The organism is Mojavia sp. (genome assembly GCF_059505145.1).
Genome location: NZ_JCACKA010000074.1, coordinates 129,448 through 148,436 on the forward strand (window position 1 = coordinate 129,448; position 18,989 = coordinate 148,436).

11 protein-coding genes and 1 pseudogene are annotated in these 18,989 nt (G+C 43.5%); 4 read left to right on the plus strand and 8 right to left on the minus strand.

Annotated elements, in window-relative coordinates:
- Positions 1 to 151: 151 nt before the first annotated feature.
- From AC5JL8_RS19620 to AC5JL8_RS19635, 4 genes are all read right to left on the minus strand, one after another.
- Positions 152 to 2,305, minus strand: a complete 2,154-nt coding sequence (locus AC5JL8_RS19620; protein WP_495881354.1) for a hybrid sensor histidine kinase/response regulator — start codon at positions 2,303 to 2,305, stop codon at positions 152 to 154.
- Positions 2,306 to 2,466: 161 nt separating this feature from the next.
- Positions 2,467 to 3,111, minus strand: a complete 645-nt coding sequence (locus AC5JL8_RS19625) for a chemotaxis protein CheB (protein ID WP_495881355.1) — start codon at positions 3,109 to 3,111, stop codon at positions 2,467 to 2,469.
- Positions 3,083 to 3,904, minus strand: a complete 822-nt coding sequence (locus AC5JL8_RS19630; protein WP_495881356.1) for a CheR family methyltransferase — start codon at positions 3,902 to 3,904, stop codon at positions 3,083 to 3,085. Before AC5JL8_RS19630 ends, AC5JL8_RS19625 begins: the two co-directional genes overlap by 29 nt.
- On the minus strand, positions 3,901 to 10,542 hold the full coding sequence (locus AC5JL8_RS19635) for a HAMP domain-containing protein (RefSeq protein ID WP_495881357.1): 6,642 nt from the start codon (positions 10,540 to 10,542) through the stop codon (positions 3,901 to 3,903). The genes AC5JL8_RS19630 and AC5JL8_RS19635 overlap by 4 nt, the downstream gene beginning before the upstream one ends.
- 295 nt (positions 10,543 to 10,837) lie before the next feature.
- Here AC5JL8_RS19635 and AC5JL8_RS19640 point away from each other — a divergent pair, with 295 nt between their 5' ends.
- The gene (locus tag AC5JL8_RS19640; protein WP_495881358.1) at positions 10,838 to 11,854 is read left to right on the plus strand and encodes a nucleotidyltransferase domain-containing protein; all 1,017 of its coding nucleotides are present in this window, start codon (positions 10,838 to 10,840) and stop codon (positions 11,852 to 11,854) included.
- A 115-nt stretch (positions 11,855 to 11,969) separates the two neighbouring features.
- Here the strand turns inward: AC5JL8_RS19640 and AC5JL8_RS19645 are convergent, their stop codons facing one another.
- The 4 genes and pseudogenes from AC5JL8_RS19645 to AC5JL8_RS19660 all read right to left on the minus strand — a co-directional run bounded on the left by AC5JL8_RS19645 (position 11,970) and on the right by AC5JL8_RS19660 (position 14,189).
- Positions 11,970 to 12,236, minus strand: a complete 267-nt coding sequence (locus AC5JL8_RS19645) for a hypothetical protein (protein ID WP_495881359.1) — start codon at positions 12,234 to 12,236, stop codon at positions 11,970 to 11,972.
- Positions 12,217 to 13,245: pseudogene (locus AC5JL8_RS19650) on the minus strand (DNA cytosine methyltransferase); the annotation flags it as partial. The gene AC5JL8_RS19645 and the pseudogene AC5JL8_RS19650, both read right to left, overlap by 20 nt.
- A gap of 219 nt (positions 13,246 to 13,464) precedes the next feature.
- Positions 13,465 to 13,767 carry a hypothetical protein gene (locus AC5JL8_RS19655; protein ID WP_495881360.1) on the minus strand — a complete coding sequence of 101 codons (303 nt, stop codon included), beginning with the start codon at positions 13,765 to 13,767 and terminating at the stop codon, positions 13,465 to 13,467.
- 128 nt (positions 13,768 to 13,895) lie between these two features.
- The gene (locus tag AC5JL8_RS19660; protein WP_495881361.1) at positions 13,896 to 14,189 is read right to left on the minus strand and encodes a helix-turn-helix domain-containing protein; all 294 of its coding nucleotides are present in this window, start codon (positions 14,187 to 14,189) and stop codon (positions 13,896 to 13,898) included.
- Between the two features lie 245 nt (positions 14,190 to 14,434).
- Here AC5JL8_RS19660 and AC5JL8_RS19665 point away from each other — a divergent pair, with 245 nt between their 5' ends.
- The 3 genes from AC5JL8_RS19665 to AC5JL8_RS19675 are packed head-to-tail and all read left to right on the plus strand — an operon-like array spanning position 14,435 to position 18,928.
- Positions 14,435 to 15,040, plus strand: a complete 606-nt coding sequence (locus tag AC5JL8_RS19665; protein WP_495881362.1) for a hypothetical protein — start codon at positions 14,435 to 14,437, stop codon at positions 15,038 to 15,040.
- 14 nt (positions 15,041 to 15,054) lie between these two features.
- Positions 15,055 to 16,617 (plus strand): class I SAM-dependent DNA methyltransferase, encoded by a 1,563-nt coding sequence (locus AC5JL8_RS19670; protein WP_495881363.1) that lies wholly within the window; start codon positions 15,055 to 15,057, stop codon positions 16,615 to 16,617.
- A complete protein-coding gene (locus AC5JL8_RS19675; protein WP_495881364.1) occupies positions 16,607 to 18,928 on the plus strand; it encodes a type I restriction endonuclease subunit R in 2,322 nt (773 codons plus the stop codon). Before AC5JL8_RS19670 ends, AC5JL8_RS19675 begins: the two co-directional genes overlap by 11 nt.
- Positions 18,929 to 18,989 lie beyond the last annotated feature (61 nt).

Here is an 18,989-nt window from a genome sequence, read left to right on the forward strand (position 1 = left end):
TTTAATTTTTATCAGAATAGCAACATATTTTCTATTCCAATCTCTTTTGAGTTTGGTTAATTTTGTAGTGTTATACAATTTTGCCTTCGGTTAAAACTGAGCAAATAATAAAAAAGGTTTTGTTCTGCCAAATTTAGTTATATTAAACTTTTCAAATATGACAATTTAGTTCTGCCAGTTTTGCGATCATGTTAATTAAGGTAATTGGCTCAACTGGCTTAGAGACATACATATGAAAGCCTGCTGTTAACGCCTCTGTAGAGTTTGACTCTTTGGCATAAGCTGTTAAGGCAATTGCTGGAATCCGCCCTCCTTGTTCTGGTTCGAGAAGCCTCACTTTACGGATTAGTGCGTAGCCGTCTTCTTCGGGCATTCCAATATCGCTAATCAATATATCTGGTGGAAATTGTTGAATTGCTGAGAGTGCTTCGTGAACTGAAGTAACAGCTCTGACATCAGCTCCAGACTCTTGTAGTGCTATTGCCAAAAAATGACGTGTATCATTGTCGTCATCAACAAGTAGCACTCGTACATTCTTTAGAATTGCTGAGGGTAGTGAGCTAGAAGAATTTGGCTCTGGGGTTTCTTCTGTTTGTTGGGTGGTTTGCTCTTTTATTTCTAAAAGAGGCAACTTCACAGTAAAGGTGGCTCCTTGATTTTCGCCAGGGCTTTCTGCATGGATAGATCCTTTATGCAGTTCTACCAAATGACGGGCGATCGCCAGCCCTAATCCCAGCCCTGTGTGAGTTCTGGTTGTACTGCCGTCAGCTTGACGAAAACGCTCAAAAACATATTGGATAAAGTCTGGCTTGATACCAATACCTGTATCGCTCACCTGGATCTGAGCATAGTTGTTTGCTGTTATTGATTCATTGTCAGTGCTTTGTTCTGGTTCTCGGCCACTGATAATTGATAGCCTAATTTCTACCCGACCGTTTTGGGGTGTGAATTTGATAGCATTGGTGAGTAGATTCCAAACAACTTGCTGCAAGCGGTCTGGATCACCTGAGACGGTGAAAGGTGAGGAAAGATGGATCGCAGGAGAGAAATGACCATTATTGGCCTTGTTACTTGGTTTTTTGTCCCGACTGCTGATGCTCGCTATTTCGGTGGATGCAATCACAAACTCAAATAAAATATTCTTAGCTTCAGCTTGGAGACGCACAGTATCGACTGCGGACTCAATCACCGAGACTAAGTTAACAGGGCAGATATTCAACACTAACTTGCCGCGAATAATGCGAGAGACATCCAAAATGTCTTCTATAAGTTGCTCCTGCAAAAGTGCATTGCGTTCAATTGTTTCCAAAGCACGTGCAGTGGCTTTCTCATCTAATTTGCGATTGCGGAGTAGTTTAGACCAGCCAAGTATTGAGTTTAAAGGTGTGCGGAGTTCGTGAGAAAGAGTAGCTAAAAACTCATCCTTGAGACGGTTTGCTGCTTGCGCCTCTTTAAGCGCTGCTTGGTCACGAATCAATTTAATGTGTTCTTCCTCAGCTTGCTTGCGATCGCTAATGTCTTCTACTGTGCCGACATAACCGATAACTTCGCCTTGATCGGATAGCATCGGTGAGGAACGGAGGTTAACCCAGCGCTCAATTCCTGCGGGAGTTATTAGGCGAAACTCACTATGGTATTCTCTACCTTCACTAGCACAGGCAGACCAATTGGCAAATATTTCATCTCTTTCTTCTGGATGAAGCGATCGCAACCAACCCGTTCCTAAACTTTCCTCTGAAGTAATTCCTAAAATAGTTTGGTAGCGAGGATTAGTGTACGTACATTGTCCCGAAATATCTGTTAAAAAGATGCCCACAGGTGAGCAAGCGCTTAAACTGCGAAACTGTTCTTCGCTTTTTCTCAGATCGGCATTCAAGGCTGCTAATTGTGCTGCTTGTCTTTGCACCTCTGCTGTTTTCTGAAATAAATCAACAAACGCCGCCACTTTAGATTTTAATATTTCTGGCTCAATTGGCTTGAATAAGTAGTCTACTGCTCCTAAGGCATATCCTTTAAATACCATCGACTCATTCGTGCTAAATGCTGTCAGAAAAATTATTGGCGTATGGCGCGATCGCTCACGTTGTCGAATGAGAGTTGCCGTTTCAAATCCATCCATATCTGGCATTTGAACATCAAGCAGAATCACGGCGAAATCTTGATTGAGCAAGCATCTCAGAGCTTGGGCACCCGATGTCGCCCTAACCAGATTCTGACCTAGGCTTTGTAATATTGCCTCTAAGGCCAACAAGTTTTCTGAGTGGTCATCAACCAGGAGAATATTTACTGGTAGTTCGGACGGCATTGTAAGGTACATACTCCTAGGTAGAGTAAATTCAGGTTCTACGCTTTTTTATAGACTTTCAACTTATAATGGCGGTTTTGCTACTATCTCAGGTTGCAAATTTGGCCCTTCTAGGTATATATTGTCGAGCAGCAAGATTTAGTGTAATACAAGCACTTTGCTTACAAAAGCATAGGGAAACAAATTTTGGCTAAGAAGCTAGAGATATCTTTTAGCGGCAGAATTTTGTCTACTATCATAGCGGCGATCGCTGCTGCTGGCATAATCGGGCATTCAGCTGTTGCAGGGTCTTGTACCACGGCTTTACCACCGCGTGCTTTAATTTTTGCTAGTCCTCGTGTACCGTCGTGATTGGCTCCTGTTAACAGTACACCAATCACCTTTTCGGCATAAGCATCGGCTGCTGACTCAAATAGTACATCTATCGAAGGTCTAGTATATGTGACGTTTGCTTCTGTTGAAAGCGCAAAATAAGGACGTACTATAGAACCGTCTCCTCCTTCCACCAATAAATGATAATCAGCAGGAGCCAAGTAAACTGTTCCTGGTAAAATTTCTTCTTTGTCTTCTGCTTCTTTGACATGCAAATTGCTGTAATGGTGCAGCAATTTGCTTAACCCATCCTCGCTATTCGACCGACGGTGTTGTGCTATGGCTACAGGTACGGGGAAGTTTTCTGGTAGCCCTCTGAGCAGAATTGCTAAGGCGTTTAGCCCTCCTAATGATGCACCAATCACGACGAGTTCAAAGTAGGGGCGATTCGCTGTTTCTTTGCCTCTAGACAATTCGTCGGTAGAGCTTCTCACTTCTGACTAACTCCTCATAGTGTTTCTCATATGGTGTGAACTTTAGCGACTCTTGGCGTCCCAAGCCTAAAATTCCAAACCTAATTAAGCTTTCGTACAACAAACTATGCACTTTTTCTTGGAGTGATTTGTTGAAGTAGATCAAGACATTACGGCACAGAATGACATTAAATTCGTTGAAAGAACTATCAGTTGCTAAATTGTGAGGTGAAAAGACGATATTTTCTTTGAGAGATGGGCGAAAAATCGCGTTATCGTAGGCGGCAGTATAATACTCGGAAAAATAGTTTTTACCTCCAGCTTCTAGATAATTTTGAGTATACTGCTGCATCAATTCTAAGGGAAAAATTCCAGCTTTGGCTTTGCGTAATACCATTTCATTCATATCAGTGGCATAGAGCCTGGAACGATGATAAAGTCCTTCTTCTTGCAGCAAAATTGCCATAGAATAAACTTCTTCACCTGTAGAACAACCTGCATGCCAAATGCGAATAAAAGGATAAGTTTTTAATAGCGGCACAACTTTATTTCTAAAGGCAAGATAAAAGCTAGAATCGCGGAACATGGCGGTTACGTGAACCGAGAGGTTAAGTAAAAACCGCTCCATACAATCGCGATCGTGGAGAACTTTTTCTTGCAGTCCAGATATGCTGTCTAATTGCTCTGAACGAATCGTATTCCAAATGCGGCGCTTCATTGAAGCTAGGGCATAATTCCTAAAGTCAAAACCGTAGTAACGGAATATGCCCTCTAGCAGCAATTGAATTTCAATATCTTCTAGATGGGGATTCATCTATATAACCAAACGCGTAATAACGAAAGTAACTGTTCAGTATCAACTGGTTTGGTGATATAGTCGGATGCTCCAGCTTCAATACATTTTTCGCGATCGCCTTGCATGGCTTTAGCGGTAAGTGCAATGATTGGCAACGATTTCAACTGAGCGTTTTGGCGAATTAGGCGTGTTGTTTCGTAACCGTCCATCTCTGGCATCATCACGTCCATTAAAACGACATCAATGTCTGGTGTACTTTGTAACATGGCGATGCCTTCCCTGCCGTTTTCAGCGTATAAAACTTGCATGTGATGGCGCTCTAGCATACTCGTCAGCGCAAAGATGTTACGTACATCGTCGTCTACAATTAGCACCTTTTTACCAGCGAGTAAGTGGTCTCTTGATTGGAGTTGTTCTAATATTTGGCGTGTGGGTGCGGGCAAATTTGCTTGGACGCGGTGCAAGAATAATGCTGTTTCATCGAGGAGACGTTCGGGCGATCGCACGTCTTTGACGATGATGGTATCTGCTATGCGCTTAAGTTCAGTTTCTTGCCCTCTGGTAAGTTCTTGGCCAGTATAAACAATAATCGGTAGCGATTCGCCATTGGGCAGGAGCTTGATCTGCTCGATCAATTCAAAACCGCTCATATCTGGTAGCCCTAAGTCGAGGACAAGACAATCAAAATGCTGTGAGCGAATCGCTTCTAAAGCTTCTGCACCTGTGCTAACAGCAGTGGTAGTGACATCGCTATTGCCCATCAATTCGATAATGCTGTGCCGTTGAGTATCGTTATCTTCAACTACCAGCAGGTTTTTGACTCGACGTTCAATAAAACCTTTGATTTTGGTTAATGCTTCAGATATGGTTTCACTAGTTACAGGCTTTTGCAGATATGCGAGTGCTCCTAGTTGTAAACCACGCTGCCGTCCTTCCTCAACTGTCATGATATGTACGGGAATGTGGCGCGTATTTGGGTCGTGCTTTAAGCGGTCTAAAACTGTCCAACCATCCATTTCTGGCAAGCGGATATCCAACAAAATGGCTGATGGCTGGAATTGCTGTGCCAATGTAAGTCCAGCAGTACCAGTTTGGGCAGTGATCACCTTAAATCCTTGCTCTTGAGCCATCTCAATTAGGATGCGCGCAAAGTTAATATCATCTTCTACAATCAGCAGCACGCGATCGCCATCTACGATATTGGCGCGATCATCATCTAGGAGCGATGAGTGCTGAGAAGCCAGTGCTTGCTGACTAGGAAGTGTTATGTGCTGAGTATTAATTGCTGAGTGCTGAATCTTGGACGGTGCTAAGGTATACTCCGGGCTAGGACTCAAGGCTCGTGGCTCAGAATTAAATTGCGGCAGATAGAACGTAAATGTACTACCTTGACCGGGTTGACTGACAAGTTTAATTTCTCCACCAAAGAGGCGGGCGATTTCACGGCTAATTGACAAGCCTAATCCAGTACCACCATACTTACGACTGGTAGTACCATCGGCTTGCTGAAACGCCTCGAAAATTACTTTTTGTTTATCGGCGGCAATACCAATACCTGTATCACTGACTGCAAAAGCAATAACTAGCTGGGCACGATTGAGGGTATCTTGGTTGAGGCTCCATCCCTGTTTTGCAACTTCAATCTGCAAACGTACCTCTCCTCGCTCTGTAAATTTAAAAGCGTTGGAAAGCAGATTTTTCAGGACTTGTTGTAAGCGCTTGGCATCGGTATAAATGGTTTTTGGCAATTCTGGAGCTAATTCAATTGTAAAAGCCAGTCCTTTGTTCTGAGCTACTTGGCTGAAGGTGCGCTCAGTCTGGTCTTTTAACTCTGTCACCAGCATCTGGGTCATTTCAATTGACATAGTTCCCGATTCAATTTTGGCGAGATCGAGAATGTCATTAATTAACGTTAAAAGGTCAGTACCTGCTGAGTAAATTGTTTGGCTGTACTCTACTTGTTTGGTGGTGAGGTTGCCATCAATGTTATCTGCTAATAGCCTCGCCAAAATCAACAAGCTGTTCAGTGGTGTCCGCAGTTCGTGGGACATATTAGCTAAAAACTCAGACTTGTATTTTGACGAAAGCGCCAATTGTTCGGCTTTTTCTTCCAAAGACCGTCTGGCGTGTTCTATTTCAAGATTTTTATGCTCAACTTCTTTCTTTTGCAACGCCAACATCTCTGCTTTTTCTTCTAATTCGGCATTAGTTTGCTGTAATTCTTCTTGCTGTCTCTTGAGCAAATCTTCAGAAGCTTTGAGTGATTGAGCTTGTTGTTCTAGGCGCTTGTTGGTTTCTCGCAGCTCGTTTTGCTGGGTTTGTAGTTCTTCTGCTAGAGATTGGGATTGCTTGAGCAATTCTTCTGTACGCATTGAAGCTGCGATCGTATTGAGGACGATCGCAATACTTTCGGTGAGTTGATCGAAGAATGTTAAATGAATCTCGCTAAAGCGGCGGAAAGAAGCTAATTCAATTACCGCTGTTACTTGCCCTTCAAATAGTACGGGTAGAACTACAGCATTGAGTGGAGAGGCTTCACCCAGTCCAGAACCAATTTTGACATAATCGCTCGGTACGTCGGTGAGCAGAATGCGCTCTTTTTCTAAAGCACATTGTCCTACCAATCCTTCACCCAAGTAGAAGCGGTTAGCCAAATGTCTACGCTCGCGGTAAGCATAGCTGCTAAGTAGTTTTAAATAAGGGTTATGCTCTAGTGTTTCCATCAGGTAGAATACGCCATGTTGCGCTCCTACCAGAGGTGCTAGTTCCGAGAGAATCAGTTTAGATACGGTTTCCAAGTCTCGCTGACCTTGGAGCATCCGGGTAAACTTGGCGAGGTTAGTTTTTAACCAGTCTTGTTCGGTGTTTTTCTGCGTTGTCTCTCGGAGGTTGGCAATCATCTGGTTGATGTTGTCTTTGAGGATCGCCACTTCTCCTAAAGCTTCAACGGCAATAGAACGAGTTAAATCGCCTTTTGTTACCGCTGTTGCCACTTCTGCGATCGCTCGTAACTGAGTGGTGAGAGTGGCAGCAAGTTCGTTTACGTTGTCGGTCAAATCTTTCCAAGTTCCGGCTGCCCCAGGAACTTTAGCTTGACCGCCTAACTTCCCTTCAATTCCCACTTCCCGCGCCACTGTGGTTACCTGATTTGCGAAAGTGGCAAGGGTGTCAATCATCTCGTTGATTGTCTCTGCTAAGGTTTCAATTTCTCCCTTAGCATCGAGCATTAATTTTCGTTTCAAGTCACCATTAGCAACTGCTGTGACGACTCTGGCGATGCCTCGCACTTGGGCTGTTAAGTTGCCCGCCATTGAGTTCACATTGTCTGTCAAATCTTTCCAAGTACCAGCAACACCTTGGACTTGCGCTTGACCGCCCAGTTTTCCTTCGGTTCCCACTTCCCTGGCAACTCTCGTTACTTCCGATGCAAAGGAACTGAGCTGATCCACCATCGTGTTGATCGTGTCTTTTAGCTCAAGAATTTCGCCTTTAACATCAACAGTAATTTTCTTCGAGAGGTCGCCGTTTGCCACCGCTTTAGTAACTTCGGCAATGTTCCGCACCTGGGCTGTCAGGTTACCCGCCATCGAGTTCACGTTATCTGTCAAATCTTTCCAAGTGCCGGCTACTCCCCTAACGTAAGCTTGCACGCCTAATTTACCTTCGGTTCCCACCTCTCGCGCCACCCGCGTTACTTCTGAGGCGAAGGAGTTAAGCTGATCCACCATCGTGTTGATGGTATTTTTCAACTCCAAGATTTCACCTTTCACATCAACGGTGATTTTCTTCGAGAGGTCGCCATTTGCCACCGCCGTTGTCACTTCGGCAATGTTCCGCACTTGGGCTGTCAAGCTTCCCGCCATGAAGTTCACACTGTCTGTCAAGTCTTTCCACGTACCAGCAACGCCTTTTACCTCTGCTTGTACACCTAATTTTCCTTCGGTTCCCACCTCTCGCGCCACCCTTGTGACTTCTGAGGCGAAGGAGTTAAGCTGATCCACCATCGTGTTGACGGTGTTTTTCAACTCTAAAATTTCACCTTTCACATCTACAGAAATTTTCTTGGAGAGGTCGCCATTTGCCACCGCCGTTGTCACAGCAGCGATGTTTCGTACTTGGGCTGTTAAGCTACCCGCCATGAAGTTCACGCTATCGGTGAGATCCTTCCACGTCCCAGCAACACCGCGCACATCTGCTTGCACACCCAGCTTACCTTCACTACCCACCTCGCGGGCAACTCTTGTTACTTCTGATGCAAAGGAGTTGAGTTGATCCACCATGATATTAATGGTGTTCTTCAACTCCAAAATTTCACCTTTGACTTGGACAGTAATTTTCTTCGAGAGGTCACCATTAGCGATCGCTGTGGCTACTTCCGCGATATTCCGCACTTGGTCAGTGAGGTTACCCGCCATCATATTCACCGCACCAGTCAAATCCTTCCATGTGCCAGCCACACCGCGCACCTCGGCTTGCACGCCCAGTTTCCCTTCGGTTCCCACCTCTCGCGCCACCCGCGTTACTTCTGATGCAAAGGAACTGAGCTGATCCACCATCGTGTTAATGGTATTTTTCAACTCTAAAATTTCGCCTTTAACATCGACGGTGATTTTCTTAGAAAGGTCGCCATTTGCCACCGCCGTTGTGACTTCAGCAATGTTCCGCACTTGGGCTGTTAAGCTTCCCGCCATGAAGTTCACGCTGTCTGTCAAGTCTTTCCACGTACCCGCTACGCCGCGCACTTCTGCTTGCACGCCCAACTTCCCTTCACTGCCCACCTCGCGGGCAACTCGCGTTACTTCTGAAGCGAAGGAGTTGAGTTGATCCACCATTGTATTGATGGTATTTTTCAGCTCTAAAATTTCACCTTTCACATCGACGGTAATTTTTTTGGAAAGGTCACCGGTTGCCACCGCCGTTGTGACTTCGGCAATATTACGCACTTGGGCTGTTAAGCTGCCCGCCATGAAGTTCACGCTGTCTGTCAAGTCTTTCCATGTACCCGCCACACCGCGCACATCCGCTTGTACACCTAACTTTCCTTCACTACCCACCTCGCGGGCAACTCTTGTTACTTCTGAAGCGAAGGAACTAAGTTGATCCACCATGATGTTGATGGTGTTCTTAAGTTCAAAAATTTCGCCTCTGACATCGACAGTGATTTTCTTCGAGAGGTCACCGTTGGCGATCGCTGTGGCAACTTCTGCGATGTTGCGTACCTGTCCGGTAAGATTGCCTGCCATTAAGTTTACATTATCGGTTAAGTCTTTCCACGTACCCGCCACACCACGCACTTCGGCTTGTACGCCTAACTTACCTTCGGTTCCCACTTCTCTGGCAACTCTTGTTACTTCTGATGCAAAAGAATTAAGCTGATCCACCATTGTGTTGATCGTGTTTTTCAGCTCTAAAATTTCACCTTTAACATCGACGGTAATTTTCTTGGAAAGGTCGCCATTTGCCACCGCCGTTGTGACTTCGGCAATATTCCGCACCTGTGCCGTTAAACTACCCGCCATGAAGTTTACACTATCGGTCAAGTCTTTCCACGTACCCGCTACGCCGCGCACTTCCGCTTGACCACCTAATTTACCTTCTGCTCCCACCTCACGGGCAACCCTGGTTACTTCTGATGCAAAGGAGTTAAGTTGATCCACCATGATGTTGACGGTGTTTTTCAACTCTAAAATTTCGCCTTTAACATCAACTGTAACTTTCTTAGAAAGGTCACCATTGGCTACCGCCGTTGTCACTTCAGCAATATTTCTTACTTGGGCTGTCAAATTACCAGCCATCATATTCACTGACTCGGTAAGATCCCTCCAAGTACCTGCTACACCCCGTACTTCTGCTTGCACACCCAACTTACCTTCGGTTCCCACTTCCCTGGCAACTCGTGTTACTTCTGATGCGAAGGAGTTGAGCTGATCCACCATCGTGTTGACGGTGTTCTTGAGTTCTAGAATTTCGCCTTTAACGTTAACTGTAATTTTTTTCGAGAGGTCACCGTTAGCGATCGCTGTGGCAACTTCTGCAATATTCCGCACCTGGCCAGTCAGATTACCTGCCATTAAATTTACGTTATCGGTCAAGTCCTTCCAAGTACCAGCCACGCCGTTTACTTGTGCTTGCACACCCAGCTTACCTTCGGTTCCCACCTCACGAGCAACCCTTGTAACTTCCGATGCAAAGGAGCCGAGCCGATCTACCATTGTGTTGACAATATTGGCAGTTTGGAGAAACTCTCCTTTGAGGGGTCTGCCTTCAATTTCCGGGGCGATCGTTTGGGATAAGTCGCCATTGGCTACAGCTCTAATAACACGAGTAGTTTCTGCTGTCGGCTGAACTAAATCTGTAATTAGGGTATTGACAGAATTAACACAATCTGTCCATGAACCGCGAACATTACCTAGAGAAGCACGTTCAGTAATCTTGCCTTCTTTACCAACTACAGTACCAATCCGCTGAAGTTCAGCCGCCATCCGCTCATTCTGGTCAATAATATCGTTGAGCGTATCGGCTATTTTCCCTGCTATGCCTGTTTGTTCAATAGGCATCCGAGCAGAAAAATCACCTTTTTTAACAGCAGTTAGTGTTCTCAGTAGTTGTTTTAAATCTAGACTATCGCTTTCTCTAGTTAGCTGTTCAGTTGCCATTGCCTGATCCTTAAGAAATTTTTATATTTTTTCTACCCCCAACTTTCTTAGGAGGGTACTGTTAAGTTCATAATTAGCGGTATTTTGCCTGGGGTTCAATTAACCTTATGCTTCTATCCATTAAACAAGGCTGTTGCCACACTTGTTGCAGCCTTACTTAGCCAATGATAGCTTTCGCATCGTCCTTAAGATAGCTGCTTAAAAGATATTTTTCACAGTAAATATTTTCCTAGTTTTATTACCTATTTATTTTGACATATATCCCAAGGGGGAAGATTTTTACGCAACCATGAATATGACTAATATTGCTCTCCTTAACTCAACTAATTTTCCCAAAATTGACCAAATAATTTCAGAAATTATTAAATTGGGCGACTACCATTTCTTTAAAAGAATTCGCGGCTATTACCTCGTTGGTAGTTATGCCGTTGGCGAGGCAGTAGCAACCAGTGACATCGATATAGTAATAGTGTTCAAGGATAAGCAAACTCCAGAGGAAAAACAAAGATTTACATCTTATAAACAAGAATGTCAACAGCAGTGTCCGTTTGCATTGGATCTCATCCCAGTGGATGAAGCACAACTATTGTCTGTTGGTGGGGTGAAATTCCAAACAGCTAGCCTTTTGATGTATGGGGAAGACATTCGGGACTCTGTTCCTCTCAAGGCAGTCGCAGGCCATATCCGTGATTCAATGTTTGGACAGTATCGTTTGTTTGCACAGCTACGCGGTAATCCTCCCCAGTTAACCTTTCCTCTCGGCTATCCTGACCCAGTAGGTGAGTTTTATGGCTATGACCGCCGCTTGATGCATTTGCGCGATGGGGCGAGTCAGAAGGGAATCAAAGATTTGGTAATAAATGTACTTTCCCCAGCAGACGCACTAATTTTACATAAAACTGGTAAGTATATTGGAACCGGAAGCTGGAAGCGCAATTGTGCCACACAATACCGCATTTGGATTAATGACCAGTGGACAGAATTAGTAGAGCAAATTTACGAGTACTGCTGTAGGCGATGGGCTTATTTGATACCAAAAGCGACGGGTGATAGACAGTTGTTACACCACTTGTGCAAGCAGGCGCTAGGTTTTGAAAACCACTTTTTAGAATGCTATAGGTCGTATTTGCTGGAAAAACTACCGCAATCACAACCTTTCGAGCAACTACAATATGTCAAACAACTTGGACAACTCATCTACCCAGGCGATCGCAAACTTGTCACAGTTCTACAAGAATTAGCGCAGAATGGCAATCCTGAACTTCAGCAGGCAGCTGTTCAGACATTGGAATTGTGGCAAAAATCTGAATAGTAACAAAACAAACCACAGATAAACACCGATATTTATCGGTTATTTATCGGTGTTTATTTGAAAATTATTCTGCCTTCATGAAAATATCCTTAACTGCTTAAGGATTGCTGCTACATTACAAGCAATGCCAATAAAAATAGGGTGTGGGGATGTCTGCAATAATTTCAGAGTTTATATCAGAGAAATCTGCGATCGCTTCCCAATTAGTAATCTCAATAGCCTGACAAATAGGGCGTTGCTGAGTGGAAATATGAATTAGTCTCACGCCAAGGCGCAAAGCTAAAAAGAAAAAGAAGACAATCTGTCCAGCATCTTCAAGAGTAAAAATTATAGATTGTGAGCAAACTAATAGCAATTTAATATTAAGTCTGTTGTAATTCATAATTCATAATTATGCTGTAACGTTGCGCTGCTTGCGACATATTAAGTTGAAGCAAGCTCTCCAAACCCAATTTATATCGGACGCTTGGCTTGCTAGGTAACACATTTAATTGACGAATAATTTCAGTAGCTACAGCCTTTGCTAGCAATGGAGGTACAGAGTTACCCACTTGCCGAAAACCGTGCCATTTTGTCATATGAAATCTAAACCAGTCGGGGTAAGAATGCAGGCGTGCTGCTTCTCTTACCGTGATACATCGGGGTGTGAATGGATGAATCGGTCTAGGAGAGGTGAAAGAACCTTTATACTTGTCTGTTCCTGCTCTTAAGGTGTTACAAACACCGCCAGGATGCAGCTTATGAAAACGACTAATGGGTTCTCTTTCTCCTGGAACTGTAGCAGTAAAACGTTCAATAGTTGCAGTTGAGTGTTTTGTGCGAAGACTGGAAGAGAGAATTCGAGAATCAAATTCACGTTCGTAGGAATAATCATTTTCTAAAGTAGCGATGCCGCGAAGTGTCAGAGCATAGTTACTAGGTTTGCCATACTCTGCCACTACCCAATCTCTTACTAATAACTCTGAATAGTTTTCTACTTCGGGAATATCTTTAATTGCGTCCCATACTGTGGGGCCGAACGGTAAAACCAAGGAATTTTGCTGTGTAGAATCGTTAGGCTTTGCGGGTTGCGTAATTGGCTGGGGGTATTTCGGTAATTTAACATCTTCTCTAGCACCAATGAGAAATAATCTCTCACGAGACTGTGGTACTCCATAATAAGCGGCGTTAAGAACTTGGTAATTTTCTTCTACCTGATAACCTTTAATTTTAAACTCGTTAATTAAGGTTTTAAGTATTTGTTTATGTTCACCGACTGTAATACCCCGAACATTTTCCATGACAAAAAATTTCGGTTGTAGCTCCAAAACTAATCGATGAAAGTGAAATACTAAAGAATTGCGCGGATCGTCAAAAGCTCTTTTACCAATAAGCGAAAACCCTTGACAGGGTGGATTATAGTTATTCCACAATGTAAAATTACGTCAAATCAAGGATTTTAGATTTACCTTCTACAAAGTAAGCTAAATCAAGCTATGAAAAATCCAATTTTATATTTATTTAATTATTGGAGATAGTTCTATTTATAAAAAGCTTCAAACAAAAAAGAGACGTGCTTAAATGCACGTCTCTAGGTGATGGAAAATTGGTGTATAAAAAGTAATTATGTATTACGCTACATCTGCAACTAGCAACCCGTTTACAGCAATTATAAAAAGCTGTGCTAATTCAGGGGTGTCGCAACAAGGTCTTTCATCTCTATTACAGGCTTGTGCGACCCATTTGCCTTCAAGGTTCTGATAAAAAGTTCCCAGCAGATGATAGCTATTCCACACTCGATACAGTTCTCCGAGTTCATCTGGTACTGAATCGATCTCAATTTCTGGCGCTATTGTTTCAGCAAGCTGGTCAATGTATTCCTCAAACTCTGATTGAGCCGAGGTTTCGTCATCGAACTCTTCTTGTACAATCATTTAAGTAACCTCATTAACGGGGTTTAAAAGGCGATCGCATACTCTTGCCGGAGGACGATCGCCTTTTTGATGTCATTAAATATTTTAGATACTTTAGTATCTAAAATCAAGAAAAAATATTCAAAACTCTAATTAGTCACTTCGACAGTACTGAGAAAGTCACTTAAAGAAATATCTAATGCAGCACAAACAGCCTCTAATACTTTGGTTGAGACACTTTCGGACTCACCGTACTCTAGTTTCTTGAGATTTTGATGGGAGCATTCCCCTCCCTTAGCTGCAATTTCATCAGCTAGTTTTTGACGTGATTTTTTTCCCCGCAATCGCTTTAAAAGCATTCCTCTGTCTTTGTTCCAAGCAACTGCTACAACATCTGCAACATAAATATACATTCTGGTTTTTTTATCGTCCTTATTGCTCATATAATAGCTACAGCAGTAAACAAATAATAAAATTTTGAGCTACTACAGTTTACAAACTATAAGGATTTGGAGTGAAATTGAGTCTCCTTTAGACAACCTGAATTTTGCGTTGCTGTTGATAAAAATGCGATCGCAAAGTCGATATTGTGATTCCTGCCATAAAGGATTACTGCAATTTCAGCAATTTTAACTTTCACATGTGTTAAAAAAGACTTGATATGAATCTTGTCTTGCGGTGAAAGGGTATGGATGAAGTCGTCAAAAAACTTGCTGCTATCGGATTACCTTGTATTATCTTGGCGGTATTAATGGCGACTACAGGTTTAAAAGATGCCGCTGCTATCACCGCAGCTTTAGCATTCCTGGGAGGTCCAGCAGGGATGGTGGGTGGAATTGCTGTCTTAGGACTAATAGGTTTGATTAGCAATGCTTTGGCAAAAGTAATTCTGGAAGGTTTCTTAACAGGTATTTATAGCCAGAGACGGCAGACTCAATCACATACCAAGCTGTTTAAAGAAATTGATTTTTTGCTATTGTTTGACAGAAACCTTAAAGAAAGGCTCAAAGCTACGGTAAAAACTCACACCAAAAATGTCACTCAAGAGGTAATGGCTATTTTGGAGAATGTCCCTGGTATGACTCCTGCAAACCACAGAGATTTTCAGCGGTCAATTCCCTTCATGAAGCTTACAGACGGGACAGTTGTGAGAACTTGGAAAAACCCCGTTGGTGTTGACCATGCTTTTTTAGGCGATCGCAATGACAGAATGATTTACGGCGGGTTTGTCGGTTGGATTCACAGTGAGGGATTAAACCAGGCATTAACTCGTATTAGAAGAGATTTTACTTAAGGGAGTAGTTATTAGTGGCTCGTGGTCAGAAAAAAACGGAACAGAATAACGGCAATGGGGCGACATTAGGTTTTGAACAAGCTCTGTGGTTAGCTGCGGATAAGCAGCGGGGTCACATGGACGCAGCGGAGTATAAGCACGTTGTCTTAGGGTTGATTTTCCTTAAATATATTTCCGATGCCTTCGGTGAACTTTACGAAATCCTGGCAAAGCAACCCTATGCTGACCCGGAAGACCGCGACGAGTACACGGCAGAAAATGTTTTCTGGGTTCCCAAGGAAGCGCGATGGTCATATTTACAAGCTAATGCCAAACAATCCACTATTGGCAAACTGTTAGATGAGGCGATGGATGCCATTGAGAAGGAGAACCCATCGCTCAAAGGCGTGTTACCCAAGGATTACAATAAGCCAGCTTTAGATAAACAACTGCTGGGAGAACTAATTGACCTAATTAGCAAAATTGGCTTAGGAGATGAAGCAAGCCGTTCTAAAGATATTTTGGGGCGAGTTTACGAGTATTTCCTGGGACAGTTCGCTACTGCGGAAGGAAAGAGAGGCGGACAATTTTATACCCCGCGTTGTGTGGTGCAGTTGTTAGTAGAAATGATTGAACCTTACAAAGGGCGAATTTATGACCCTTGTTGCGGTTCTGGGGGAATGTTCGTGCAGTCGGAGAAGTTTGTCGAAGCGCATGGAGGAAAGATTGGCGATATTTCCATTTATGGGCAAGAGTCAAACCCGACAACTTGGAAACTGTGCAAGATGAATTTGGCAATTCGCGGGATTGACGGCAATATTGGCGATCGCAATGCTGATACTTTTCACAATGACTTGCACAAAGACCTGAAAGCTGATTTTATTCTGGCAAATCCCCCGTTTAACATGAGTGATTGGGGTGGGGAAAGGTTGCGAGAAGATGCCCGTTGGCAGTATGGCACTCCACCCGTAGGTAATGCTAACTATGGTTGGGTACAGCAAATGATTCACCATTTAGCACCAAATGGTATTGCTGGTTTTGTGTTGGCGAATGGTTCGATGAGTTCTAACCAATCAGGGGAAGGTGATATTCGCCAAGCTATTATTGATGCCGATTTGGTCGATTGTATGGTGGCATTGCCAGGGCAGTTATTTTACAACACTCAGATTCCCGCTTGTTTGTGGTTTTTTGCACGAAATAAGAAAAATGGCAAGTTTCGCGATCGCACTGGGGAAACATTATTTATAGATGCGCGGAAGATGGGGGTTTTAATTGATCGTGTACATCGGGAACTGACAGATGAGGAAATAAAATACATTGCCCAAACTTACCATGCTTGGCGTGGTGAGAAAGAAGCGGGTAAATATGAAGATATTCCGGGTTTTTGTAAGAATGCCAAGTTAGAAGAAATTGTTTCACATGGTTATGTTCTCACGCCGGGGCGGTATGTAGGGGCGAAGGAAGTTGAGGATGATGATGAGGGGTTTGAGGAGAGGATGTTGCATTTGACTAAAAAGTTAGAGCAGCAGTTTGAGGCATCGGCGAAGTTAGAAGCATTGATTCGACAAAATTTGGGCGGGTTGTTTTATGACCAATAAACTTTATCGTGATTGGGATATTCGCCCTCTTGGAGAGTTAGGAGAATTTAGAAATGGAGCTAACTTTAATAGAACCCAGTTTGGAGTCGGTTTACCCATAATTAACGTAAAAAACCTTTTTCAAGGTAGATATGCGTCAATTACTGACCTTGATGAATTAAGGGCAGATGCTTTGTCAAATCCAGAATCACTTACGGATCGCAACGATTTAGACGACCAATTATTTAATACTTTTGCTTACTGTTCTGACTTGTTGCGCCAGAACCCAGTCCAAGCTCAAGATAGGGAAAATTTAACCGAACTTCTACAAGTGTCATCTGGTGGCGTTGTCTTTACCACAATTCAAAAATTCGCACCAGAACCAAGACAACAATACCCCGAACTTTCTCCCCGTCGCAACATCGTTGTCATTGCAGATGAAGCACACCGTAGCCAATACGGTTTAGAAGCGCGTGTAGTCACAAATCAAGATGAAAGTGACACGTATCTTGCTTACGGTTTTGCCAAACATTTAAGAGATGCTTTACCTAACGCTTCATTTATTGGCTTTACAGGAACTCCCATAGAATCAACTGATATTAATACACCAGCCATATTTGGTGACTATATTGATATTTACGATATTCAAAGAGCAGTTGAGGATGAAGCCACAGTTCGCATTTATTATGAAGGACGCATGGCGAAACTGGAACTCGAAGAATCAGAACGTCCTCACATTGATCCAGAATTTGAAGAAGTCACCGAAGGTGAGGAACATTCAACCAGAGAACAGTTAAAAATTAAATGGGCAAGATTATCAGCTTTAGTTGGTGCAGAAAAACGCATTGCCCTAGTTGCCAAAGACATAGTAGAGCATTTTGAACGTCGCCAAGAAATTATCGACGGTAAGGCAATGATTGTCTGCATGAGTCGTCAGATTTGCGTCGATTTGTACGATGCAATCATCGAAATTCGCCCTGATTGGCATCATCTCGACGACGACAAAGCAACTCTGAAAGTCGTGATGACTGGTTCCGCAGCAGATCCTCTAGAATTCCAACCCCATATCCGCAATAAATCCAGACGTAAAGCACTAGCAAAGCGATTTAAAAATGAACATGACCCCATGAAATTGGTAATTGTGCGGGATATGTGGCTAACAGGATTTGATGCGCCATGCTTGCATAGCATCTACATAGATAAACCAATGCGTGGTCATGGGTTAATGCAAGCCATAGCCAGAGTTAACCGCGTCTTCAAAGACAAACCAGGCGGTTTAGTTGTGGACTACTTGGGCATTGCTGACCAACTCCGAGCAGCACTGAGAGATTATACTGCTGACAGTCAAGGTCAAACAGGCATTCCTCAAGAACAAGCGATCGCACTTATGCTAGAGAAATACGAAAACGTCACAGCAATGTTAGACGGGTTCGATTATTCGCTGTTCTTTACAGGTACTCCAACCCAGCGTGTCTCCATCATTCCCGCAGCAATGGATCATATTCTCGAACTGGAGGATGGACAACAAGAGTTTATCCAAGCAGTGAACGAATTAGCCAAAGCATTTGCTTTGTGCAGTTCCAGTGATGATGCGATCGCAATTCGGGATGAAGTCGGTTTATTCCAAGCTATTCGTGCTGCTTTTGTTAAGCACACCACCACTGGCGGTAAAAGTCCTGAAGATTTAGATACTGCAATTCGCCAAATTGTCTCGAACGCCGTTGCGAGTGATGAGGTAGTAGATATTTTCGCTGCTGCTGGGGTAAAAAATCCTGATATTTCCATCCTCTCGGATGAATTTTTAGCAGATGTCCGCCAACTACCCCAACGCCACCTAGCATTAGAACTGCTGCACAAATTAATCAACGACGAAATCAAAACGCGATCGCACAGGAACTTGGTACAATCCCGTTCCTTTGCCGAAATGCTAGAACAGACAATTAAAAGATACCAGAACCGCGCCATCGAAACTGCCCAGGTGATGAGCGAATTAATCGAACTAGCAAAGGAAATTCGGGAAGCGACAAAGCGAGGCGAAAACCTGGGGTTATCAGAAGATGAACTAGCTTTTTATGATGCCTTGGATTTAACTGATACCTCAGTCCAAGCATTAGGCGATGATACCCTCAAGGCGATCGCTCGTGACCTTGTAGAGACAGTTCGCCGCAACGTTACCATCGACTGGACACAGAAAGAAAGCGTCAAAGCAAATCTCCGGCGTTTAGTCAAACGCCTACTGCGGAAATATGGCTATCCACCAGAAAAGCAAGAGAAAGCGATGGTGACAGTGCTGCAACAAGCAGAACTACTGTGTAAAGATTGGGCAGCGTGAGGGTGAAAGAGTGCGATCGCAGCACTATGACTAAAATACTTTACTGTTGAGGGCGAATTCC